The organism is bacterium (genome assembly GCA_040755755.1).
Taxonomy (GTDB): domain Bacteria; phylum SZUA-182; class SZUA-182; order DTGQ01; family DTGQ01; genus DTGQ01.
In genome coordinates this window covers 82,897-107,176 of sequence record JBFLZW010000022.1, presented here as the reverse complement: position 1 = coordinate 107,176, position 24,280 = coordinate 82,897, and the positions used below count along the sequence as shown (strand labels likewise).

Genomic DNA, 24,280 nt, shown 5'->3' with positions numbered 1-24,280 from the left:
TTCAGCTTACAGCAATTATTCAGGGGCGGCCCCGACCAGGGGGCCGCCCCTTTTTTTCGTTCCTTTTTGACAAAAAAGCATATATATGATAAATTTCACACTAGATCCTAAACTGATATTAGTGGCAGTTAAGACTTTTTCTTAAAAGTGTCCGGTCGAGAGAGGTGGTCCAGAAATGATACCCAAGATTCCAATATCAAAGGAGATGGTCAAAAAGGTAGTCAGAAAAGTTACCCTGGAAGTGATCTATGAGACCGTAGAGGAGAGAACTGCCGAAATCAGGACAGACATCGCGGAATTAAAACAAAAGCAAGAGGAGGATTTCCGGTACCTGAACCAGCGGATCGATACCCTTGGACAAAAGATTGATTCTGAAATAGGGCAAATAAGCCATAAGATTGACTCTCAAATCGGGCAGGTAAGCCATAAGATTGACTCTCAAATCGGGCAGGTAAGCCATAAGATTGACTCTGAAATCGGGCAGGTAAACCAGAAGATTGATACTCAAATCGGACAGGTCAGGCAAGAAATCGGGCAAGTAAACCAGAGGATAGATGGATTAAGTCAGAAGATTGACTCTGAAATCGGGCAGGTCAGGCAAGAAATCGGGCAGGTTAGACAGGAAATATCCCAGCTCAATCAAACTATCCTTCAATTCCTCGTGAAAAAACAAAAAGAATCGTAGAAGGATCCAGCAAAAACTTATGATCATCCAGGCAGAAGTATCCCAGGAAAACTTTGACTTATCTCGCCTTTTGCAAAGATTCGAGCAAAAGGAGACTCACCAGACAGGAAGTATCGTCATCCATCGGGGAAAAGTGAAATCGCCTGGCAAAAAGGTGGCCAATCTGTCTTCAGTGCTCCTGAAAGAGCGGCTTGAGGGAGATGCTCCACGGGAGTTATACAAAATCGGAGAGCGTGCAGGCGAAAAGTTCCATTACCTTCAGCAGGTCTACATCAGCCATAGACTGGGTAATGCCAGGCCCGGAGATGATATTCTCCTGGTCATTGTCTCGGCTGCTGACCGGGTAAGTGCTTTTTCTGCTGCTCACTGGATTGTCGATGAAATAAAAAAAGAAGAGATCATAACCTTAAAGGAGATAGGTTAAGAGGGGAGAAATAAAGCAGGTAGAAAGTATGGACCAGAAAAATTGCCATGATCTCACAAAGCCCAGAATACTGTTTGTCGATGATTGTCCGGACCTTTTGCTTCTCTATGAAACCCTGTTCCAAAAATATGGCCAGGGGATTGTTTTCTCTACGGTGGACTCAGGGGATAGGGCTCTTGAACTTCTCAGGAGAGAACCCATCGATTTACTGGTCACTGATCTGACCCACTGCGGCGATAGCGGCATCTTTTTTCTCGAGACAATCAAGAAAACCCGGCCAGACCTTCCGGTCATCGTCTGCTCCGGGAACAGCTCAACCGCCAAGGTTGAAGAGGCATTCCGGGCAGGGGTAAAGGACTATGTCATCAAGCCTTTTCATCCCTCCTGCCTGATACAGGCTGTCGGCAATGTTCTGTTCGAAGGGAAAGAAGGGACAGGCTATATCAGGCAATGCCTGACTATGGTCTGCCATCACATCTCCTTTCTTCTGGCACCGAACTGTAAATCGGAATGGGGCTTCATCGGGCTCAGGCAGCCGGACTCGATCACCATCGAAGATTGCAGTAAGGCCGTAACCAGGGCCTACGAGATTCCGCCTCCACCGTATCTAACCAACATACCGGAAGTTTCCGGAAATTTCCCCCTGGAGCGGTTCACTCCGCCGACCCTGGAGTGCATTCAAAGGCAGCATGTCGTGACTCTGGACTTTCCAGCTATCCGGATCGTGGAAAAAGAGCATGGTCAAACCAATACTCTGAATCTCTCTACCCTGTTCTGTATTCCTGTGTTGACTCAACTATCAGAGGTGCAGTGCATTCATCTGTTTCCTCATACCCTCGATTTCCCGCTGCCGGATAATTGGAACATCATCCTGCAAAAGGCCGAAGAACAGCTTTCCTCTACACTTCAACCTATTGGCAAAATCAGTGCAAGGCGATAGGAGTGGTCAGTGGTCAGTAAAGACAGTGGTTAGTGGTCTGTGAATAGTGGTCAGTGGAATGTTAAAGATAAAATCATTCCTTTCTTTCATGGTTTTCCTCCTTCTGCTCCTCACCTGCCTTCCTGCTGCCTGGCCGGTTCAGGGAGAAAAGCAGCGGCCGTGCAATGTGCTTCTGATCACCATTGATACGCTTCGGGCAGACCATCTTGGCTGCTATGGATATCGGGCCATTCAGACTCCAAACATCGATGCCCTGGCCAGACAGGGCGTGCTGTTTTGGCAAGCCTTTACCCCGGTCCCGATTACCCTTCCCTCACATGTTTCTCTCTTGAGCGGCCTCTATCCTCATCAGCACGGGGTTTTGGATAACGGCTCATTCTCCCTGAAAAAGGAAACGCTGACCCTGGCGGAGATCCTGAAGGAGCGAGGGTTTTCCACCGGCGCGATTATCGGCTCCTTTGTCCTTGATTCCACCTTCGGCCTGGACCAGGGATTTGACGATTACAATGACCACCTGCCAAAGCAGCAGACGACTATGGCTGTCCATTTCAGTGAGCGCCGGGCTGCCGAAGTGACCGGCCTTGCTCTTTCCCGGATCAGGGATCACAAGAACCGGAAGCGATTCCCCTTTTTCCTCTGGCTCCACTACTTCGATCCGCATGCACCTTATGAAGCCCCGGAGCCGTTCAAAGGCCGGTACAGCCAATCTCCCTATGACGGGGAAATCGCCTCAGTTGACCACTGTCTCGGCACCCTGTTTCAGGAGTTGAAAAAACAGGGGCTCTTTGACCAGACACTCATCGTGCTCACGGCTGATCATGGGGAAGGGCTGGGAGAGCATCAGGAGAGCACACATGGGAATTTTCTCTACGATTCCACGATCCGGGTTCCTCTTATTCTCAAGCTCCCGAAAAATGCCCCTGACGGCGATCCGAAGCAGGTAAAATCCCTGGTTCGAACCATTGATGTCCTGCCGACTATCCTTGACCTGGCCGGACTCTCCGCCTATATCCCGAAAAAGATCGATGGTCTGAGCATGCTGCCCCTCATCAGGAGATCTCAGGATCAGAATAATGAGCGATGTCTTCGATGTGAAACCTTTTCTCCTCTTTTTCACTATGGATGGAGCCCTGAGCTTGGCGTGCGGACAGCCCAATGGAAATACATCGAAGCGCCAAAACCTGAGCTGTATTATCTGATCCAGGATCCGGGGGAGAAAGTCAATCTCTACCGGCAGCAGCATCCCAAGGCGTCAGAGCTTCGCTCCAGCCTGGAAAGCAGCCGTCGTCTGGGGCGACTCCCCTCCCCTTCTTCCTCTTCCCCTGCCCAGCGGAACCGCCTGATACGGGAGCAGCTTCAGAGCCTTGGCTATCTTCAGGTGAAGGCCCCGCTCTCTCCGAGGGCGTGGGCAAACCTGCCGGATGCCAAGGATAAGGTGGAAGTGCTCAAAGGCATTGACGAGGGAGTGGCTGATCTTGCCCAGGGCAGGTATCAGGAAGCCCTTGGGAAGTTCACTGCAATCGTCGGGTCCGATCCGGCGAATATTTCCGCCCTGTTCTATCAGGCCTGCCTCTACCGCAGGCTGCGCCAATACTCTTCGGCCATAGATGCTTTAAGAAAAATCCTCGATCTTGACCCGACACACCTGGATATCCATAACCACCTGGGAAGCATCTACCATGAAATACATGACCCGAATCAGGCTATCCGGGAGTTCCGGCAGGAAATCGAGCTCCACCCCAACCATGCCGAGGCTTACTATAATCTGGCTGTAGATTATGCTGATCAGGGAAAAATCCAAAAAGCCCTGGACACTGTCCGGACCCTTCTCCGGCTTGACCAGACCTCTGCCGAAGGGTATAACCTGCGGGGGAAAATCCGGATCAGGGAGGGTGATCCGGCCGGGGCGGAAGGGGATTTTCGAAAAGCCATCTCCCTCTGGCCGGAGTACGCCGATGCCCACAACAATCTGGGCGTCCTCTATGGCCAGCAGGGAAAGCAGGCACAGGCACTCAGGGAGCTTACTCTGGCCGGAGATCTTGATCCGCAGAATGCCGGAATACTGATCAACCTGGCAAATGCCTGTCTTCAGCACAAACACTACAGCCTGGCTGAAAAGCATTTTCAGCGGGCCCTCCTCCTGGAGCCTGGTTCGATTGAAGCCAGGGAGGGACTTGGCCGCATTTACCTTCAGAAGGGCCAGCCGGAGAAGGCCAGAATCCTGTTCGAGCAGGTAATTCAGACTTCTCCGAAGCGGGCCGGAACCCGCCTGCTGCTTGGACAGGCATATGCGCTGCAGGATTATTGGCCAAAAGCCCGAAAAGAATGGGAAGCGGCAATCCGCCTCGACCCTGGATGTGACCAGGCATATACGAAACTGGGCAACCTGTTCTTTCAGCAGGGGCAGAATGCCGAGGCTTTCAGCAACTGGAAGAAGGCGATCAGCCTGAATCCGAAAAACCTCGAGGCTTACCATAACCTGGGTGCAGCCTGCTTTCAGCAGGGGAAGGTGAATGAGGCGATCGCGGCCTGGAAGGAAATTCTGCGCATCGATCCTAATTCCGCATCCGCTCATCTTCACCTTGGATCAGCCAGGTTTCAGCAGGGGGATATCCAATCCGCCATTTCGGAGTGGAAAAAGGTGCTCGAAGCAGAGCCCGGAAACTTCGAGGCACTCTCGAACCTCGGCTCAGCCTGTATACAAAAAGGGATGCCGGAAGAGGCCAAACGATACTGGCAAAAAGCGGTCGAGATCAGACCGGAGAGTGCTGATCTGCACTTCAACCTGGCCATTATCTTCCTTCAGCAGGGAATGATGGCCAGAGGTGAAAGCGAACTGCTCAAGGTGCTCAAAATCAATCCCCGGTATCCCAGGGCGAATGAGCTGCTGCAACAGGTTAAGAGCAGGCATTGAGATAGGGGGCAGCGGTTTGCTCCCTCGCCCCTTCGGGGAGAGGGCTGGGGTGAGGGGCGTTTGGGGTTAGTAGTATAATGTTCACGATATTGCCCTTGAAGAATGGGGGGCGATCTCTGTCTTCACAATTGATCAGGAGGATGTCAGCCAGTGATGCTGTTTTCCCTTACCCTTATCCTTGCTGCTGGTATCCTTGCGGTCTGCACTCTGGTGCTGCTGGCACCCATTTCTTTGAGGATCAATACTATCGAGCAGGAATATGCCCTCATTCTGGCTGGGATATTCCGAATTAATTATGATTATCTTCAAACCCCAAAGTTCTTGCGGTTCTCTCTTTTTGGCTGCTCCTGGACCAGGGAAATCAGGTGGCCTGTCACCTGGAACCGAAACAGGCTGAAGCAGCTTGGGGTGGTGCTGAAACAGGATCGGGAGGCGTATTCCGGGGTGCTTGCCGGGCTTAAGGATTCGTGGCACACTCTTTGGCGCCTGTCAAGCTGGGATATGGACATAAACCTGTGCACTCCGGATTATATGGCCAACGCAGTGCTGTCGGTGATTTTTCTGCATACAAACTTCCGGGGAGTCAGGATACGGGTGAATTACCTTGAAGAAAACTGGCTGGTTGGCTGGTTTACGATCCATCTGTGGGCGGTGATCTGGGTAGGACTCAAGTTTCTCCTTGCCCGTCCGGTTTCATCGAGGAAAGGTTGGAGGAAAAATGGAAGATCAGGTTATTGAGACGATTTCTGTTTTACTGCGGGAGTTTCAAAAATATGGAGCTACGGATAGTGTGATCGGCAAGGAACTGCATATAGGGGAAATAACCATAGTGCCCATCAGCAAGCTTTCTCTGGGAGTCGGGGCCGGTGCAGGCATGAATAACAAAAAATCTGAAGAAAGAGGAAGCGGCGGAGGCGGCGGCCTGAAAGTAGAGCCCGTGGCCTTTCTGGTAGTTCAAAAAGACCGGGTTTCCCTGCTGGGTCTGGGAAAGAAAGGCCCGCTTGATACACTTTCTGAACAGATACCGGACTTACTCAATAAATGGATAGACAAGCAAGCTCCTCCCGCCAAAGAGAAAGGAGATTGATTCTCTGATTATTCCCCTGCAATTTCAAGACCTTATGGAATTCGCCTGTTCAGCCGGAGGACCCTGATAAACATTTGGTCACTGTTGTGCGAAATTTCACCTGACCCTGCCTGCCGGGTCAAAATGGTATTAATACTCTATTTCAAACACTTATTGGCTAAAATTAGCCTCTTTCTGCCGATACAGATCCTGGCATCCAATTTGCTTTCAGTAAACGAGGAAACCGAAAAACGATACATCCACCAGTTACCTGTTGTTTCATTCTTAATGTAAAGGGGCATAATGTCATGGATACCAAGCGAATCTTGATCGTTGATGATGAAGCCAATATGTGCAGCATTATGCAGGATATCCTGGCCGATGAAGGCTATGAGGTGATGGTGGCCGAAAATGGAAGCGAAGCCTTGCAGATTGTCCGGGAGATTACACCGGATTTGATCATTACTGACATTAACATGCCCTGTATGGGAGGGTTGGATCTGTTACGTGAAGTAAAGAGCCTCCACCCGGATATCCAATTCATCATCATGACCGGCTTTGGTGAATTGGAAACTTATCTCAAGGCCATGCACAACGGGGCTTTTGACTACATTACCAAACCGCTGAATATTGAAATGCTGAAAATCATGGTGGCCAAGGTTCTCGGCCAAAACAGATACTTCGCCTCTGGCGTATTCCAGAGAAATTAACCGGTGATTTGCGGTCACTTTCGATTTTTTACTGACCACTGACCACTCTCTTTACTGGCCGCTGATGGAGGGGAATGGGGGGATGCAGAGCAGGTGGACCCCTCCATCGGATGTCCAGTCAAGTTGTCGGATTGCTTTACGGTTTCACAATTCTTAATCATGTAATCATGTCAAAAATCCTTGACAATCTCCTGCCATTGATCATACAATTATCTGTTTTACGTTTAAGCCCTCCTTACCGGATGTAGATGGAAAGATTGCATGAAATCGATTGACATTCAAAAGTTTCTGCGGGTTGATCCCCGCCAGGCTCCAGCCTACGAGATTTCTGTTTTTCCGGAAGCCGTCAAACTGGACGCTAATGAGAGTCCGTATGACATCCCTGCTGACCTGCTGACGCAAGTCCTTCAGAGTCTCGGCCATGCCCGTTTGAATCGGTACCCTGATCCGGGCTATCGGGAATTGCGGCACATGGCGGCGCAGGAGTGGGGGTGGGCTGCGGACAGGATACTGCCGGGAAATGGGTCCGATGAATTGATTCAGGCAATTATCATTGCCTTCGGCGGGCCGGGGAAAACGATTTTCGTTCCCAGCCCTTCATTTGCCATGTACCGGATCATTGCCAGATCTTTGGGCGAACAGGTGGAAGAGATTCCCCTGACCGAAGATTTTGATCTGGCTCTGTCGGATGCCTGGCGGGGTCAGATGTATGAGCCGGCACAGCCCGGCAATATCATCTTTCTGGCTGTGCCCAATAATCCCACCGGGAATTGCTTTGGCCGATCGGTCATCGGGGAAATCCTTGAGAATTTTCCGGGAATTGTCTGTCTCGATGAAGCCTATGCAGATTTTGCCGAGGGGAATTTTCTCGACCTTCTGCCTGAGCATCCCAACCTGATTATCCTGCGCACCCTCTCCAAGATCGGTCTGGCCGGAATCCGGATGGGATTCCTGCTGGCTGATACAGCCATCATCCAGCATATTCAGCGGGTAAAGCTTCCCTATAACATCAATATCCTGTCCGAAACCATAGCCAGAATTGCCCTGTCTCAAAGGGAGAGCATCACCCCCGGCATCAACCAGATCAAGCAGAACCGGGACTGGCTGTATGAGCAGATGAGGCAGATCCAGGGCCTGCGGGTTTATCCATCGAGCGCCAATTTCATTCTGTTCAAGGTGGATTCGAACGTCTCCGGGGTATTCGAGCATCTGCTGGCTGCGGGGATCCTGGTGAAAGGTTTTGGCTGTGAGGGAAGGCTGAAGGATCATTTTCGGGTAACGGTCGGTACCAGGGAAGAATGTATTCGTTTTCTGGACGCACTGACGCAGATTCTCTCTCATCCTCGTTGATCAGAGGCTGGCGGTTTTGACAGATGGTTTCATCACTTAATGATAATATAAGGTTAAAATATTATGGGTCGAAATACAAAAATTGAGCGGAAAACCACAGAGACTGATATCTCTCTGGAAATTGAGCTTGATGGACAGGGAGTATATGAGATATCGACCTCTGTTCCCTTTATGGACCATATGCTTTCCGCGATGTGCAAGCATAGTTTGTTCAATGTAAAGCTTCAGGCCAGCGGGGATATCGATGTCGACTACCATCACCTGGTGGAAGATATCGGCATAACTTTCGGCACAGCTTTTCGTCAGATACTTACAGATAAAAACCGGATCCGGCGCTATGGGGCAGCCACCCTGCCTATGGATGAAGCCCTGGCTACGGTGGCCCTGGACATCTGCTCCCGCTCCCATCTGGTCTATAATGTCGATATACACGGCATGATCGGGGATTTCAATGTGGACCTGATAAAGGAATTTTTCCGGGCCTTTGTCGGCAACAGCATGATAACTCTCCACATCAATCTTTTTTACGGGAGCAACAACCACCATATTGCCGAAGCCATATTCAAGGCCTTTGGCAGAGCATTGAGCCAGGCCACCCGAATCGATCCCACGAGGGAAGGAATTCTGTCCACCAAAGGGAAGCTCTAGTCAGGCAGATGATGATATCTGCCTGAAAGGAAGAGGTTTTCAAAAATGATTGCCATCCTTGATTTTGACATGGGAAATCTGCGAAGTATTCAAAAAGGATTCGAGCAGGTCGGTCATGAGGCGATAATTACCCGAAATCGGGCAAAGATCCAATCGGCCCATAAGCTGATTCTTCCCGGAGTCGGAGCCTTTCGGGATGGGATGAAGAATCTTGACCGCTACGATCTGATTACTCCGATTTATAAGGCTGTCGAAGCAGGGAAACCGGTCATGGGGATCTGTCTGGGAATGCAGTTGCTTTTTACCGAAAGCGAGGAGTTTGGCACGACCCGGGGACTTGCCATCATACCCGGCAGGGTAAAACGGTTTGCAGTCGATCTGAAAGTTCCTCATATGGGCTGGAATTCTCTTGACATTAAGAAACAAACTCCCCTTTTCCGGAATTCCGCGCAGGGAGAGTATTTTTACTTCGTCCATTCATATTATGGAGAGCCGGAAAACCCGGATTGCGTTGCCGCAACAACAGAATACGGAATTCATTTTACCTCGGCCATCAGTCAGGATGCCCTGTTTGCCACTCAGTTTCACCCGGAAAAAAGTCAATCAAGCGGGTTAAAAATACTGAAGGTCTTTGCCGAGCTTTAACAGGGATTGCTTGAGCAGTGTTCCAATATTGGATATTTACCCGTAAATGAATAAACGCCGTGGGGGGAGCTATGCTTATTATACCAGCAATTGACCTTATTAAAGGGGAATGTGTTCGTTTATACCAGGGGAAGGAAGAGGAAAAAACGGTCTTTTCCTCCTCTCCTCTGGAAATTGCCAGGACCTGGCAAAATCAGGGCGCTGAGCTGATCCACATCGTGGATCTGGATGGAGCGTTTTCCGGAAGTCCCCAGAACCTTTCTACCGTTATGCAGATTGTTCAGGACCTGGACATTCCCGTCGAGCTTGGCGGTGGTATCAGGACTTCAGCCATGGCCAGAAAGCTGCTGGAATCGGGTATCGACCGGGTTATCCTCGGAACGATTGCTTTTTTCGAACCCATGCAGGTCAAGACCCTGTGCCGGGAATTTCCCGGACGAATCTCGGTGGGTATCGACACCAGAGATGGCATGATAGCCATTCACGGATGGAAGAATACGACCGAGGCGCAGGCTTTGGAATTCTGCCGTCAGATAGAGGACTGGGGGGTCAGGAATATCATTTTTACCGATATCCGAACGGATGGGACCTTGCAGGGTCCCAATATTGAAGCCATCAGAAACATGATTGAACATATCGATATTCCGCTCATCGCTTCAGGCGGCATATCCAGCATGGATGACCTGCACAATCTGGCTGAGCTGGAACCCCTGGGTCTTGAGGGGGCCATTATCGGCAAGGCAATCTATACCGGCAGCATTGATTTGCAGGAGGCAGTCCGGTTGTATCAGAACAATTCGGCAGATATCAGGTACGCTCAGGGGAAGTAGGTGGATCAATTATGTTAGCAAAAAGAATTATTCCCTGTCTGGATATTAAGGATGGCCGGGTGGTCAAGGGAGTCAGTTTTGTCAACCTGCGGGATGCGGGGGATCCGGCTGATGTAGCCAAAACCTACGAGATGGAGGAAGCCGACGAGGTCGTCTTTCTGGATATTACCGCCTCACATGAGAAGCGGGATACCATTCTTGAGGTTGCCCGGAGAACTTCCGAAATGGTATTCATGCCGCTGACCATTGGCGGAGGAATCCGCAGTCTCAAGGACATCGAGCGGCTGCTGAAAGCCGGAGCGGATAAGATTTCCATCAATACCTCGGCTGTCGAGAACCCGCAGCTCGTCCGCGAAGCAGCCGAGTACTTCGGCAGCCAGTGTATTGTGGTGGCTATTGATGCCAAGAAGAACGGTCCCGCATCCTGGGAAGTATACACGCATGGCGGCAGAACAGCACGGGGGCTTGATGCTCTGACCTGGGCCAGGGAAGTTGAATCCCTCGGAGCCGGTGAAATTCTCCTGACCAGCATGGATCAGGACGGCCAGCTCAATGGCTATGACCTTGGCCTGGTTCGAACCGTGTCCGAAGGAGTGCGGATTCCGGTTATCGCTTCCGGCGGAGCAGGCACGCTTGAGCACCTTTACCAGGCATTTGTCGAAGGCAAAGCGGACGCCGTCCTGGCAGCATCCATCTTTCACTACCGCACCTATACTATCCATCAGGCCAAGGCATACCTGAAAGAGCGGGGCATTCCAGTCCGGATGTAATCGCTGGTTTGTGAAATTTCTGTTGATTTTATTTCCATTTTGTGTGTATGATAATGTATGGAGTAATATAAGCTCTCTTCCTGATTCTGCACGTTATCGGGTTCCCCCTTCCGAACGTACTATCAAATTCCTGAAAAACATAACATCATATCCATCATATTTATAACCCGCTTTTCAGCTCAACAAATATTTGGGAGGAAGCAACAATGAGGAAGTATTTCCTATCCTTGGTCATCCTGATCAGCATCTTATTCACTTGTAAGCCTGCCACTTCTCAGATGATCCCCTTTCCCGGTTACTGGGGAATACAAAATTTCGCATTTGGATATCCTGCCCTTTATCCGGCGATCATGCCTCCCCTGGCTCCCCCTGCCGGTGTAGCTGCCGTGCAGCCTCCTGTACCCCTTCTTCTGATGCCTCAAATAAGTGTTCCCAGCCCTGTGCGAAGGTTTGCCGCAGCAACCATCACCATCTTTTCCGTTCCCACGCTGTCAACCATTCAGGTCACAGCGGTGCCAGCAGTTACAACGTCGTTAAATGCCACTACAACCGCAACCTCATCTTACACATTTATTCTGCCATCACTTCTGACCATCCCGACAAGCCCGTATATTCAAACTCAAACAGCAGCCCTGACAGCCGTTTTCCCCATTTCACCTCTCATTGGCACGACAACGGCAATCGCTCCCGGACTGGCTGCCGGATTAGCCCCGGTTATCTAGCGATCAGGGTGCTCTGGTTTAACCTGAATATGAAAATTTAAGGCTGTTTGCTCCCCATAATCCGAATAGTCGTCAGGCCGAGGATTAGCCAGATTACAATGCCCACCAGTCCGGTAAAACCGCCCAGCACAGGATTCACCGTCGGAAAGAGGACTCGCCAGAAGCCATAAATCTGACTATTGAAAACACCATGGATCCAACTGGCCAGGATAACGCTGCGGTAGTGAACGGTCAATTCGTTGACGAAAATCCCGACGGCAATGGTTACTCCGACAAAGGTAATGATGCCCTGAACCGGATAACCCGGATAATCGAATCCCATCCAGATAAGAGGAGCATGCCACAGCCCCCAGATTATACCGAGCACAAGGTATGCTTTGAACTTGCCAAGAGGCAGCAGCCTAGGTAAAAGATAGCCGCGCCATCCGCATTCCTCGCCGAAAGCCAGCAGGCTGTTGACTAAGGGAGCAAAAACCGCCGTGATCACGAACATCTCCAGGATGCCGGGCATGGATGAAAACAGAGTTCCGCCGGACTGAGTAAGGTTGTGCAGCCTTTGCAGGGTGAAATCAGGCCGGCCCAGGCCGAGGAGCCAGGTCAGGCCATAGACCAGCCCAAAGCAGGGGGGAATGACCAGAGCACAAATCCAGTACGGTTTCCCCGAGCTGCCAGGTTTCAGATAATCCCACGAAAATTCCTCATGTGTAATGTATCTGACGGTGAGAATTGTAGCCAGAGTCGGCACCCACATGAGGGCGGCAATACTATATCCTGCCCAGGCAGACGGAGGATCGGTGATCCGAAAACCCGCCAGGATGAGCCCCCCTTCGATCATATAGGTGAGGCCGAAGGTGATGGATAAAAATGAAAAGATGCCCTTTCGATCAATGGTGACCATTGGTAAATCTCCCTGTCCAACATCCACCTGCCACGAAGGTGGTTACTTTTTCTTCGCTACCGGACACTTTTTTTTCAATTCCTGTAATCAACCGCGAATGCACACGAATAGACGCTAATAAATTCTTTTGATTTGCCTTCATTATCGAGTCCTCTTTGTTCAGTTCGCGTTCATTCGCGTTCATTCGCGGTTGTTACCTCAAAAGTGTCCGGTAGAGAGACTTTTTCAATGAATAGTGTAAAACTTTGCCAATATTTTTGCAACCAGCAAAAAAATTCAATCCTTGACTTAAGTCAGTGATATCATCAATACTTGTGGCATAATCGGCATACAGGCTGAAAAACTTAACATCTGCTGGTATTCGAGGACCCATTAACCGTTATCCAAAAAAAGGAGGCTATTATGATCAAGAGCATCAGGCCGGATCAGGCTCCGGTGGCAAAGACTCCCCACGGAGTGGATATTCGCAGGCTGCTCGATACCGAGCATGCCCAGGTCATGCACATCAGACTCCTGCCCGGTGAGGAGCTTAAAAGGCACCTTACCCCCGTGGATGTATTCTTCTATATTCTTGAAGGCAGCGGCCTGGTCGAGATCGGCGAGGAACAGGCCAGAGTATCGGCGGATACCCTCATTGAAAGCCCGGCCAATATTGCGCACCGGCTGATCAATGACAGCCAGGCGGTATTCCGGTTTCTGGTGGTCAAAACACCGCGACCAACCAAGGCGACTCAGATACTGTAACCCGCTGATTCAATTTTCAGCTTTTTCACTGACCACTGACCACTGGCCACTGGCCACTGACCACTCACAAAAAAGGAGATAATCATGTTTTGTTATCAATGCGAACAGACAGCCAGAGGAGAAGGATGCACGGTAACGGGTGTTTGCGGCAAACAGCCGGATGTGGCAGCGCTCCAGGATCTTCTCCTGTATGCCCTGAAGGGGCTTTCGATTTTTGCCGCAGCCAGCCGGGAATCGGGCAGGCGCGGTCCGCAGGACCTGATGTCTCAGGTAAATATCTTTACTGCCAGGGCTCTTTTTGCTACCCTGACCAATGTCAATTTCGATCCGCAAAGGTTCGTCGAATTCATACACCGCTGCGTCGAGTTGAGAGAGGAGTTAAAAAGCAGTCTGGCGGCGGCAGGCGGCGACAAGCCTGTCATTCAGAGCGAAGGGGCAGCCGTTTTCAGCCCTGAGTTTAGCCTGCCGGGCCTGATCAGACAGGGGGAGGCTGTGGGGATCAAGTCTGACCCAACCATTCCGCCGGATATTCTCTCTCTCCAGCAGACCCTGATTCTCGGCCTGAAAGGGGTGGCTGCCTATGCCACGCATGCTCATGATCTGGGTCAGGAGGATGATACGGTCTATGCTTTTATCCATAAAGGCCTGGCCGCTACCCTGAAGCGGGATCTATCCCTGAATGACTGGGTCGGGCTCGTTCTCCAGTGCGGCCAGATCAATCTGCGGGTCATGGAACTGCTCGATGCAGGCAATACCGGCACCTACGGTCATCCGGTGCCGACCGTCGTTCCGCTTGGGGCCAGAAAGGGAAAAGCCATCCTGGTCTCAGGCCATGACCTCAGGGACCTCGAAGAGATATTGAAGCAAAGCGAGGGCAAGGGCATCACGGTTTACACTCACGGCGAGATGCTGCCTGCTCACGGCTATCCGGGGTTGAAAAAATACTCCCACTTTTATGGCCATTACGGGACAGCCTGGCAAAACCAGACTAAAGAGTTCCCTCAGTTCCCCGGAGCAATCCTGATGACCACCAACTGCCTGCAAAAACCGAAAGAGTCGTATCAGGCCAATATCTTCACCTGCGGTGAAGTGGGCTGGCCCGGAGTAACCCATATTGCCGGCCGCAATTTTGCCCCTGTGATCGAAAAAGCCCTCAGCCTGCCCGGCTTTGCCGGGGACAGCACGGACAGCCGCCCGGTCATGGCGGGTTTTGCCCGCAACGCTGTCCTGTCGGTAGCTGACCAGGTGATCGGGGCGGTCAAGAGCAAGGCCCTTCGCCACATCTTCCTGGTCGGAGGCTGCGATGGAGCAAAACCTGGCCGCAGCTACTACACCGAGCTGGTCGAAAAGATACCTCGTGACTGCCTGGTCCTGACGCTGGCCTGCGGCAAGTTCCGCTTTTTCGATAAGGATCTTGGCCGGATCGGCAATATTCCGAGGCTCCTGGACATTGGTCAGTGCAACGATGCCTACTCGGCCATCCAGATCGCTCTGGCACTGGCTCAGGCATTTAACTGCGGAGTCAATGACCTGCCGCTTTCCCTGGTCCTCTCCTGGTATGAGCAGAAGGCTGTAGCCATCCTGCTTACCCTGTTTTCTCTCGGCATCAGGGACATTCGGCTGGGACCAAGCCTTCCGGCTTTCGTCAGTCCAGCGGTACTCGATGTTCTGGTCAGCAATTTCAATATCAAGCCGATCACCACACCCGATGAAGACCTGCGGGCCATTCTGGGATAGCAAAGGGAGGACACTGCAATGAGATGTCCGGGTCAGGATACCCGCTTCTGGAAGCCCGATGCCATATTTGAAGTCAAATGTCCGGGGTGCGGGCAGGCCATAGAGTTTTTCAAAGACGAATCCAAAAGGCGCTGCAAGCACTGCGGACATGAGATGCTCAACCCCCGGATGGATTTCGGGTGTGCGGCCTATTGCCGGTTTGCCAGGGAGTGTCTGGGAGATCCGGACAGGGTCACTCACAAGGATGACCTCCTCAAATCCCGCGTGGCTGTGGCCATGAAGAGCTATTTTCAAAAGGACTTCAGGCGGATCGGTCATGCGACCAAAGTGGCCCGGTACGCTGAGCGAATCGCCCGGCAGACTGGCGCGGATATGGCTGTGGTTCTTTCAGCCGCCTATCTGCACGATATCGGCATCAAAGAGGCCGAGCGCAAGTATAACAGTACCGATGCCCGCTATCAGGAGGAGGAAGGGCCGCCAATCGCCAGGAACATCCTGGCCGGCTGTGGGGCCAGTCAGGAACTGATCGATGAGGTAGCCGACATTGTCGGCCACCACCATCACCCCAGGGCTGAAGAGACGGCGAATTTCAAGGCCGTATACGATGCCGATCTCATCACCAACCTGGAGGAGGAAGAGACCGGAGAGACTGCCAGGGGCAAAGAGAAGATATCAGCCATCATCGACCGGGCATTTCTGACCGAGAGCGGCCGTGAGTTGGCCAGGAGCATACTCCTTTGAGAGATATCTTTCGCTCGGAGAGATCGTCGCTGTATCCAGCAATTCCAGATTGTATGGCGGGTGAGGTTTACCTGCACCAGGGAGAGAACAAGCCATGAAAGTAAAACGAAAAATTATTGAAATCAACGACGAGCTTTGTAACGGCTGCGGCCAGTGCGTGCCTTCGTGCGCGGAAGGAGCCATTCAGATTATTGACGGCAAGGCCCGGCTGGTAGCTGAAAAGTACTGTGACGGACTGGGGGCCTGTCTTGGAGAGTGTCCCACTGGAGCACTGAAGATCACCGAACGAATGGCCGATGACTTCGACGCGGCATCTGTCCAGGAGTATCTGAACCACCAGGAGAGCCGGGAGGCCCATCAGGTGAAAGCCGGAGAAACCCGACAGCCCCGGCAGGAGGCGTCTCTGGCCTGCGGGTGCCCTTCTACCCATCTTGAGAGCTTCGGGCAGTCAGGATCCGGCCCCGGGGACAGTCATCCGGCCTGCCAGTGTGCAGATACCGCTTCAGGCCTTTCCCACTGGCCTGTTCAGATCAGGCTGGTGCCGCCGAGCGCTCCCTTTCTCAAGGAAGCGGATCTTCTGGTAACTGCTGACTGTGCAGCCGTTGCCTATCCCGATCTCCATCGTGACTTTTTATCCGGCAGAGCTGTTCTGATGGGATGTCCCAAATTCGACCAGGCTGAAGAGTATATCAGGAAATTTACCGCCATCTTTCAAACCGCCAAAATCAAGCGGATCACCATCCTGATGATGGAAGTTCCCTGCTGCAGCGGACTGTCCATAATTGTTGAAAGGGGTCTGGCTGCCGCAGGTGTTACTATCCCGGTTGAGAGAATAAGGGTGAGCAGCCGGGGAGAAATTCTCGACCGAAAAGCTTCGGCGGACTAAAGCCCTCCATTTCTACAAAGGAGGGTCGAGATGGACGTTGACCGAAGGTGAAGGGTTGGCCGCAGGATCGGGTTCAGAAACCATCCGCCAGATTTCACACCCGATGTCGAGGCCGGCAAGTTGGGTATCCCCATTTGACTGGCTCCTGGGTACCGGAGTGCTGATGATCGTGGCTGTTCCTGCATAGAGAGTATTGCGAAAGATACCGAAGGTGCGGATGCCGATGTTTTTCGGTATCTCTATGTTTGCACCATCGGACCAGGTCTGTCCATCAAAGCCGTTATGGACAAGGTTATAAAATGTGCCCGGATCACCGGATTCGGAAACCCAGATTTGAGCGCCGGTCACTCCAGGGTTTCTCTTGACCGGCCCGACATTCATGGTGCCGATAAAGAGCCTGTTCTGAAAAACGATCATACGCCAGATATAATAATTAGCCGTCTCGCCCAGGTCTTCAAAATCCAGAACCTTGGTCCATTCGGTTCCATCGGATGTTCTCCAGATGGCGGTATCGGCATGGGCATTCAGGGTTCCCAGATAGAGCCGGTCCTGAAAAACAATGGCTGAAGTAACCACGTCATTATCCAGGCCAGCATCAGGATCCCGAAGGCTTAAGCCCATGCCGTTGCCGTAGATATCACCCTGGCCTATTACTTTCTCCCAGTTAATTCCATCGTTACTGCGCCAGACCTCAAAGGCACCGGGAGAGCAATTCTTGCGCCCTTCGGATCTTTCTCTTTTCACCTCCAGTCCGAGCATGTGCTCGACGATATCCTGGTATCTGACCTCCCTGGTCCAGGTAAAGGCGTAGAGATACTTATTGAAAACTGCCAATTCTCCAATCATGGTATTATTGTTGACCTTTTTGCCTGACTGAAGACCATGGACCTGCGTGGAGGCCAGGTCCGGGTTGGTCATGACCGGCTGCCAGTTGAATCCGTTACTGCTTCGATACATCTGGGCTTTATCGCTGCCCGCACCCGCATAGAGATAATCGCCAAACCGGACCATGCAGCGCAGAGCAGCATTGCCCCGATTACTCAGCCTTCCGACCCTGTTCCACCTGCGCCCGTTCGTCGTCCTCAGAATTTCGGCTCCACCGGCATTCACCATGCAGGCATACATGGCCTGATTGTCGTCAACATAGAGATTGCGCACCCCGATATTGCCCAGAATGGAGGAAGGGGAATTATAAACCCTGTGCCAGTTGTCCGGATCACCGGTACTGCTGAACCAGATTTCCGCTCCCTTCATGAAATTCAGCGTTCCGACATAGAGCTTTCCTTTAAACGTGGCCATACTCCAGGCATAATCATTACTTGGATCTCCAAATCCCCTGGTGACAACCTGTTCCCAGGATTCAGCACCGGCGCTGGCCGGCAGGAGGCACAAAACCAAAAGGCTGGATAGAATAAGCCTTATTGCAGCTTTTACCATGTATCGTCTCCTTATAAAAAATTAAAACACACATATAAAAAAATAACGCTTTTTCTATCTCTTCTCGTACAATATTTAAATAACCCTGAAGGTTTATGCTCATTTATTTAACCATGTCGATGATTTATTATAATCAGCAGTAAGTTTTTTTAAGATATCCCCCTCACCCACCCTTTCTCCTGGAGAGGAGAAGGATAGGGTGAGAGGGAATCTTGAGACCGCTTGGGAAAGCCAATTCTGACACGCTGCATACATGCAATGGAAGTTTCTCTGCGGTCAAGAGAGGGTGTTTTTGCCGCTATTCGGATCTTACGGCTATTTTTTTGCGTGCCCGTTCGGGTAATTTCTGCATTTCAATTTTCAGCACTCCGTTACGATATGTAGCATTAACCTTGTCACTGTTCACATCAGTAGGAAGCTCTATACTCCGGCTGAACGATCCGTATCTGCGTTCACGGCAGAAAGAGTATTTTCCTTCCTCTTCTCTTTCCTCCTCTTTCTCTCCCCGCATGGTGAGCATGTTTTCCGATACGGAAATTTCCAGGTTATCGGGTTTGATCCCCGGCAGGTCTGCCGTGACTATGACCTTATCATTGGTTTCAGATATATCGAGCGGAGGACTCCACATGGCCATTGGACCCATCTCCTCCATCCCGAAAAGCTCATCAAACATTCTGCTTATCCTGTCCATCTGCTCACGTATTGAAGGAAAGAGCGAGGACATCGGTCGAGCCATCATTTCCCTGCCACGCCGTCTGGCTAATTCAGGTGCCATTGCTGTTCTCCTTAACTAGTATGCTTTTTATGCAGTTATTTTGTTATCGTTTTACTACCTTATTACGATAAACATGATGGTAATCATATCTATGATATCGTTCTCTTTGCAGCTTTTGCCTGCATGGAGAAAGCAGAAAATGGAGGAAGAATAGCAAAACAGCTCGGTTTGCCCACCTCTCAGGTGTGCACTTGGAGATCACGGCCCGATGAATCCCAGCAGTTGATCGACTTCCTCATTTGACAGGCTCTCATGCTCCAGCAAGCCTTGAGCCAGGGTATCCAGTTTGTCGCGGTTTGCATGCAGGACCGCTTCCGCCTTCTTTTCCATATCCTGGACAATCCTTTGTATTTCCTCATCGATCAGCCGGGCGGTGATCTCACTGAAATCCTTCAGCTCGGTAAGCTCCCGGCCCAGAAACGGATGGGGCTCACCCCGTGAGAAGGTAATGGGGCCAAGCTTATCGCTCATTCCCCACTGGGAAACCATGCGCCGCGCCAGCCGGGTGGACTCTTTCAGATCGTCGGCTGCTCCGGAGGTGATATCCTGAAAGACGAGCTTTTCGGCCACTCTTCCTCCCAGCATAATGGCTATGCGGTTGAGCAGGTACGAGCGGCTCAGGTTGTAGTGGTCTTCTTTGGGAGTTTGCTCGGTTGCTCCCAGAGATTGGCCGCGGGGGATAATGGTTACTTTTTCCAGGGGGTCCGCCCCTGGCAGGAGCCTGGCCAGCAGGGCATGGCCAGCCTCATGATAAGCGATTATTTTTCTTTCCTTATCGCTGACCATCTCATCCCGCTTGACACCCATGATGATTTTATCCCTGGCCTGGTCAAAGTCCCCGGTATCGATCGCCACCTTATCCTTACGGGCGGCCAAAAGGGCAGCTTCATTGACCAGGTTTTTCAGGTCCGCTCCGGAAAATCCCGCTGTCCTGCCAGCCAGGTTGTCCAGGTTCACATCCTGAGTGAGCGGCATTTTCCGGGTATGGATTTGCAGGATTTCATGACGGGCTTTCCTCTGGGGAAGCTCAAGGGTGATGTGGCGATCGAACCGTCCGGGCCTGACCAGGGCGGGATCGAGGACATCAGGCCGGTTCGTGGCCGCCATGACGATCACGGATTCATGAGGGGCAAAGCCGTCCATCTCGGAGAGGATCTGATTCAGGGTCTGCTCCCGCTCATCATGGCCCCCTCCCAGCCCGGTGCCCCGGACGCGGCCGATGGAGTCCATCTCATCGATGAAAATGATCGAAGGGGCTTCTTTTTTGGCTCTATTGAACATATCCCTCACTCTGGCTGCGCCGACGCCGACAAACATCTCGACAAACTCGGAGCCGCTGATACTGAAAAAAGGGACCCCCGCCTCTCCGGCAGTAGCCCGTGCCACCAATGTCTTTCCCGTTCCCGGAGGTCCTACCAGCAGGATACCCTTTGGCAGCTCACCACCCAGCATCTGGTATTTTGATGGCCTTTTCAGAAAGTCAACGATTTCCTGAAGCTCTTTTTTGGCACTGGAGAGCCCGGCCACATCCTGGAAAGTAATCCTGACATCCGACCTGGTGTAGAGCCTGGCCCTGGATTTGCCGAATGCAAACGGCCCTCCCCCTGCCCCGCCCAGCCGGTCCCCCATTTTCCTGGTGCTATAAACCAAAAGACCGATGATCAGGATCCAGGGAAGGAAAGCGAGGAGGAGAGTAGTGAACCAGGCATTGTTTCCCGATTCGGCTTTGATGATAACGTTATTTTTTTCAAGAAGCTCCAGGAGCTCAGGGTCATCGACAGCAGGCATGATGGTTTTGAAATACTGTCCCCTCTCATGAGGCTGCTGTGGCCCTTTAAGCGTCCCGGTTATTTCCCTGCCCTTGAAGGTTATTTCCGATACCTTCCCCTGACTCACGTTCTTTTTGAAATCAGAGTAGGATATTACCCCGGCTTCTCTGGTACTGTAGACACCCAGGAAATATACAATCAGGATAAGAAGGACAAGCGGCCACACAAGGGTGCTCCACCAGCCCGGTACCCCTGACACCGAAGGTCCCCTTTTTCCTTCCATAGCTGAAAATCCTCATGAAAAAATGACCACGGATATCACAGGCAAATCAAAAAGTTGTTCTCCCTCATGTATTTTCGGCTTTTTCATGGAAGGTATCAACAATTTTCAGATCTTACCGATCTATAAGTGAGAAAGATGGGGAATCGACTATGAGAGAACTCGGAAGACATGCCGGAAAGCAAGGTGGAATTGCCTGCCGTGCCTGCCTTATACTTGCGGTATCAACCCTGGCTACGGCAGCCGGTTGTGTCACTATTGGCCGTGATTTTCCGGTTGCAGCCGTGTATCAGCTCCAAAAAGGAAAGACAAGCCGGGCGGAGGTTGACCGCCTCTTCGGGACTCCGTGGCGTACAGGAATTGATGATGGGATGAAAACCTGGACCTACGCCTACTATCGATATTCCCTGTTCGGAAGTCCAAAGACACGCGACCTTATCGTACGATTTGATGACCAGGGCATTGTGGCTTCCTATACCTTCAATTCGACTTATTCGGAGGATTCACCGGAATCATACCGGTGAGCGAGGTCCCGATAGAAAAGGTAAACCGTTTCGTCCGTAGTGGAGCAGGAGCAGATGAAGGCCCGGTTATCTTTATCCAGCCATAAACTGTTATACAGGCCGATATCCCCTTGCGAAGCAATGACTTCCGTATTCCAGGACCCGTTCTTGAGATAGGCAAATTTAAGGTTTTTCAAGGGGTATGGGGGATCGAGGTTCTGTATCTCATAATAGGCGATGGCCGGACATCCCTGTGAGTCGAAGGCCAGACTGCAATAATCTCCACACCTTACACTGTCATCCACCATCATGAGTTCCCAGGTGGAGAATTGCTCATCCGCAACCGCATATCGCAAGCAGTAAATATCGTCCCGGCCACTGTCAGGCGTATAGCTCTTTACCTGGTAAGCGACTCCAATATATCCGGTTTTGACGTCTCTGGCACAGCTAATGCACCCTGCCTCGCATCCCTGCTCAATCCATTCGCTCCTCCACGTTCCATCGGATCGTTTTCGGGCAACCCGAAGTCCCTTTGTCCGGTCTGAAAACTCGGCAAAGTGGAAAATCACCGGGTTCTCAGCCCTGTCCAGGATAATGCTGCAATGGGCTCCGAGGAAATGGCGTTCGCCATTCCGGTCCTCTTCTTCCACCCTCTCCGCAAGAACCCCGCTCCCAAGGGATGAGCGGTGTTTTTTGAGATAATAAAGGTCCGCAGATACGCTTTTATCCCGGCAGCTTTCGGAAAGAAGCTGATAGCTCAGGTGGATATATCCCTTCGAATCAGTGACTATCGACACTTCAGTCCCCGCAAGCCCCACAGAAGAATCCTTTTCAGCTACTCCTTCAGCACCGGTCCAGGATGACCAGGCACCTTTTTCCCTGAGACTGATTATGGCATCTGACTCCAGCAGCGGCTCTTCCCCGCTGCACCCCCGCAGTGTTCCTCCCCGGTAGGCGAGCACCGGGCAGTTATCCCTGGTCAGGGTAAAGGCCGGAACCTGGCAATTGTCGATACCGGCAACAGGCTCCAGTTCCTGCCCGGCAGGATTCAGAAAGTTTTTCCAGTTCCAGGACAGACAACTGAGCTGGTACTCTCCATCGATGCCGCTGGCGTGGAGGCACGAGATGTGCACATTGCCCCCGCTGTCGAAAACAGCCCTGATCTTCGGCTTCAATTCACCTTCGGCCATGATCCTGACCAAAGGAAGCTGCCCCCAGGAGTCGGCAGGCACCTCGATGGGTATCTCCTCATCCGGCACCTGGCCAGGTCCTCCAGGTCCAGGATTCTCGTGAGTGATGTTCCCACCGCCTCCGCCGCATCCACCCAGAGAGGAAATGCTGATAATGCAGGAGATACCAACAACCAGGGCTAAAAGCACAATCGAGGTCCTTAACCTGATCTCCTGAACCATGTCAGTAGCCATGGGCAAATTCCTCAACTTTTTAAATAAAAGTGAATGATTCAATAGTAAACACACTTCATTCCTGAGTCAAGCGAATAATAAAAATAGACATAAAATTTAATAATATTTATAACTATATTATGGGGTTCCTGTCTATTTCGCATTCCGTGACCGGCAACAGAACAGCAAAATGCTTGACAGAAAGATCGAAGTATTATAACTTATTATAGTTTATTATTAATTTCGGGACATCCGCTATGACGAAAGGCTGATCATGCCTTCCGTTGGATTGGTAAAGCAGGCAGAAATACCGTGGTTCAAATAAGAGAAAGGTAGAGAAGGAGAAAAAAATGGGAAAAGAATATACCTTGCGTACGGTTTTTATTTGTGTCCTCCTGGCTTGTGCACTGAGCTTTGCTGGTCGGGCGCGGGCTGAGAAACTGGAGATCGGCGGAACCATTGATGTGGACCTGTTCGGGGGAAAGCAAAAGAATACCGATACTTCCAGTGACCTCAAACTGGATTTGTTTGAGCTGTCCATCGACAGTGAGCTCGACGAGCATGTTTCAGCCCATGCTCTGGTTAATTATGAATACGAAGGTGGAGATGAAGAAGAGAGTTACAACCTTGTTGTGGATGAAGCTTACCTGACGTTGTCCAAGCTGGTTGATCAGCCTCTGACCATCATGGCCGGAAAGTGGTACCTTCCCTTTGGAGTATTCAACAATCACCTGACCACAGACCCCCTGACCCAGGATGCCTATGAAATCAATGCCCCGGCAGTGAGTTTTATCTTTGCTCTGGAGGAAATCGAGGGTGTGGATGTTTCCGTGACCGGCTATTCCAGCAGGGAGGCCCGCTTTGCAGATCCTAACCTGGCTGAACCTGAAAACGATTTTGGCAATTATATGGTCAATGCCTCCTTTGCTCCGGGGGAATTCCTCAAAATGAGTGTTTACTTTGATTCAGAGCAGGGAGTGAATGACCGCAACGATTCTCTGGGGGCCAGCCTGTCGGCGGCATATCAGGATAGTCTGACCTTTGATGCCGAATATATCAAGGCACTGGAAAGAGACCAGGGCCGCTCCAAGGATTCGGCCTATTCCATTTCCGGAGCTTTCAAGCCCCAGCCGGAACTGGAGCTGGTCGGCAGGTTTGAAGGATACGATGATGGCGTGGATGGTTACCAGGATTATGATCCTGATTCACTGGTAGGTGTGGAATACCGGGTAAGTGCGGGAATCAATTATGAGCTGCATGAGCATGTCACCCTGATGTCTGAATACCGGGTTACGGAAGTGGAAGATGCGGATGTATCAAACGTCAAGGACTGGACTCTCCGGTTGAGACTCGAATTCTGAATTCTTTTCGGGAGTGGGGCAGGCACGCCGCCCCACTCCCCC

25 protein-coding genes are annotated in these 24,280 nt (G+C 51.4%); 19 read left to right on the top strand and 6 right to left on the bottom strand.

Annotated elements, in window-relative coordinates:
* Positions 1-175: 175 nt before the first annotated feature.
* From AB1611_07875 to AB1611_07815, 13 genes are all read left to right on the top strand, one after another.
* Positions 176-685 (top strand): hypothetical protein, encoded by a 510-nt coding sequence (locus tag AB1611_07875; GenBank protein MEW6379512.1) that lies wholly within the window; start codon positions 176-178, stop codon positions 683-685.
* 19 nt (positions 686-704) lie between these two features.
* The gene (locus AB1611_07870) at positions 705-1,109 is read left to right on the top strand and encodes a molybdenum cofactor biosynthesis protein MoaE (GenBank protein MEW6379511.1); all 405 of its coding nucleotides are present in this window, start codon (positions 705-707) and stop codon (positions 1,107-1,109) included.
* Between the two features lie 28 nt (positions 1,110-1,137).
* Complete coding sequence (locus AB1611_07865) at positions 1,138-2,049, top strand: response regulator (GenBank protein MEW6379510.1); 912 nt, start codon at positions 1,138-1,140, stop codon at positions 2,047-2,049.
* 88 nt (positions 2,050-2,137) lie between these two features.
* Positions 2,138-4,963 (top strand): tetratricopeptide repeat protein, encoded by a 2,826-nt coding sequence (locus AB1611_07860; GenBank protein ID MEW6379509.1) that lies wholly within the window; start codon positions 2,138-2,140, stop codon positions 4,961-4,963.
* A gap of 150 nt (positions 4,964-5,113) precedes the next feature.
* Complete coding sequence (locus AB1611_07855; GenBank protein ID MEW6379508.1) at positions 5,114-5,701, top strand: hypothetical protein; 588 nt, start codon at positions 5,114-5,116, stop codon at positions 5,699-5,701.
* On the top strand, positions 5,682-6,050 hold the full coding sequence (locus AB1611_07850; GenBank protein ID MEW6379507.1) for a GerW family sporulation protein: 369 nt from the start codon (positions 5,682-5,684) through the stop codon (positions 6,048-6,050). Before AB1611_07855 ends, AB1611_07850 begins: the two co-directional genes overlap by 20 nt.
* Positions 6,051-6,337: 287 nt before the next feature.
* Positions 6,338-6,739, top strand: coding sequence for a response regulator (locus AB1611_07845; protein MEW6379506.1), 402 nt, complete (start codon positions 6,338-6,340; stop codon positions 6,737-6,739).
* A 261-nt stretch (positions 6,740-7,000) separates the two neighbouring features.
* A complete protein-coding gene (gene hisC / locus AB1611_07840) occupies positions 7,001-8,089 on the top strand; it encodes a histidinol-phosphate transaminase (protein MEW6379505.1) in 1,089 nt (362 codons plus the stop codon).
* A 63-nt stretch (positions 8,090-8,152) separates the two neighbouring features.
* Entirely contained in the window at positions 8,153-8,737 is a 585-nt protein-coding gene (gene hisB / locus AB1611_07835) for an imidazoleglycerol-phosphate dehydratase HisB (protein MEW6379504.1), read from the top strand.
* Between the two features lie 45 nt (positions 8,738-8,782).
* The gene (hisH, locus tag AB1611_07830; protein MEW6379503.1) at positions 8,783-9,382 is read left to right on the top strand and encodes an imidazole glycerol phosphate synthase subunit HisH; all 600 of its coding nucleotides are present in this window, start codon (positions 8,783-8,785) and stop codon (positions 9,380-9,382) included.
* A 71-nt stretch (positions 9,383-9,453) separates the two neighbouring features.
* The gene (hisA, locus tag AB1611_07825; GenBank protein MEW6379502.1) at positions 9,454-10,212 is read left to right on the top strand and encodes a 1-(5-phosphoribosyl)-5-[(5-phosphoribosylamino)methylideneamino]imidazole-4-carboxamide isomerase; all 759 of its coding nucleotides are present in this window, start codon (positions 9,454-9,456) and stop codon (positions 10,210-10,212) included.
* Between the two features lie 8 nt (positions 10,213-10,220).
* Positions 10,221-10,982 carry an imidazole glycerol phosphate synthase subunit HisF gene (gene hisF, locus AB1611_07820; protein ID MEW6379501.1) on the top strand — a complete coding sequence of 254 codons (762 nt, stop codon included), beginning with the start codon at positions 10,221-10,223 and terminating at the stop codon, positions 10,980-10,982.
* 206 nt (positions 10,983-11,188) lie between these two features.
* The gene (locus tag AB1611_07815) at positions 11,189-11,704 is read left to right on the top strand and encodes a hypothetical protein (protein ID MEW6379500.1); all 516 of its coding nucleotides are present in this window, start codon (positions 11,189-11,191) and stop codon (positions 11,702-11,704) included.
* Between the two features lie 37 nt (positions 11,705-11,741).
* Here the strand turns inward: AB1611_07815 and AB1611_07810 are convergent, their stop codons facing one another.
* Positions 11,742-12,602: a CPBP family intramembrane glutamic endopeptidase gene (locus tag AB1611_07810; protein MEW6379499.1), complete on the bottom strand. Its 861-nt coding sequence runs from the start codon at positions 12,600-12,602 to the stop codon at positions 11,742-11,744.
* Positions 12,589-12,786 carry a hypothetical protein gene (locus AB1611_07805; GenBank protein MEW6379498.1) on the bottom strand — a complete coding sequence of 66 codons (198 nt, stop codon included), beginning with the start codon at positions 12,784-12,786 and terminating at the stop codon, positions 12,589-12,591. Before AB1611_07805 ends, AB1611_07810 begins: the two co-directional genes overlap by 14 nt.
* A gap of 218 nt (positions 12,787-13,004) precedes the next feature.
* Here AB1611_07805 and AB1611_07800 point away from each other — a divergent pair, with 218 nt between their 5' ends.
* From AB1611_07800 to AB1611_07785, 4 genes are all read left to right on the top strand, one after another.
* On the top strand, positions 13,005-13,346 hold the full coding sequence (locus AB1611_07800) for a cupin domain-containing protein (GenBank protein ID MEW6379497.1): 342 nt from the start codon (positions 13,005-13,007) through the stop codon (positions 13,344-13,346).
* An 84-nt stretch (positions 13,347-13,430) separates the two neighbouring features.
* A complete protein-coding gene (gene hcp, locus AB1611_07795) occupies positions 13,431-15,083 on the top strand; it encodes a hydroxylamine reductase (protein MEW6379496.1) in 1,653 nt (550 codons plus the stop codon).
* Between the two features lie 18 nt (positions 15,084-15,101).
* Complete coding sequence (locus tag AB1611_07790; GenBank protein MEW6379495.1) at positions 15,102-15,824, top strand: HD domain-containing protein; 723 nt, start codon at positions 15,102-15,104, stop codon at positions 15,822-15,824.
* Positions 15,825-15,918: 94 nt separating this feature from the next.
* Positions 15,919-16,710, top strand: a complete 792-nt coding sequence (locus AB1611_07785) for a 4Fe-4S binding protein (GenBank protein ID MEW6379494.1) — start codon at positions 15,919-15,921, stop codon at positions 16,708-16,710.
* A gap of 12 nt (positions 16,711-16,722) precedes the next feature.
* Here the strand turns inward: AB1611_07785 and AB1611_07780 are convergent, their stop codons facing one another.
* From AB1611_07780 to ftsH, 3 genes are all read right to left on the bottom strand, one after another.
* Positions 16,723-18,147 (bottom strand): hypothetical protein, encoded by a 1,425-nt coding sequence (locus tag AB1611_07780; protein ID MEW6379493.1) that lies wholly within the window; start codon positions 18,145-18,147, stop codon positions 16,723-16,725.
* Between the two features lie 298 nt (positions 18,148-18,445).
* Positions 18,446-18,922: an Hsp20/alpha crystallin family protein gene (locus AB1611_07775; protein MEW6379492.1), complete on the bottom strand. Its 477-nt coding sequence runs from the start codon at positions 18,920-18,922 to the stop codon at positions 18,446-18,448.
* A 198-nt stretch (positions 18,923-19,120) separates the two neighbouring features.
* Positions 19,121-20,974, bottom strand: coding sequence for an ATP-dependent zinc metalloprotease FtsH (gene ftsH / locus AB1611_07770; GenBank protein MEW6379491.1), 1,854 nt, complete (start codon positions 20,972-20,974; stop codon positions 19,121-19,123).
* Between the two features lie 149 nt (positions 20,975-21,123).
* Here ftsH and bamE point away from each other — a divergent pair, with 149 nt between their 5' ends.
* Complete coding sequence (gene bamE, locus AB1611_07765) at positions 21,124-21,495, top strand: outer membrane protein assembly factor BamE (protein MEW6379490.1); 372 nt, start codon at positions 21,124-21,126, stop codon at positions 21,493-21,495.
* On the opposite strand, the gene AB1611_07760 is transcribed toward bamE, so the two are convergent.
* Positions 21,462-22,898, bottom strand: a complete 1,437-nt coding sequence (locus tag AB1611_07760; GenBank protein MEW6379489.1) for a hypothetical protein — start codon at positions 22,896-22,898, stop codon at positions 21,462-21,464. The two genes, bamE and AB1611_07760, sit on opposite strands and share 34 nt — an antisense overlap.
* Positions 22,899-23,227: 329 nt before the next feature.
* Here AB1611_07760 and AB1611_07755 point away from each other — a divergent pair, with 329 nt between their 5' ends.
* A complete protein-coding gene (locus AB1611_07755) occupies positions 23,228-24,238 on the top strand; it encodes a porin (protein ID MEW6379488.1) in 1,011 nt (336 codons plus the stop codon).
* The last annotated feature ends 42 nt before the right edge of the window (positions 24,239-24,280 follow it).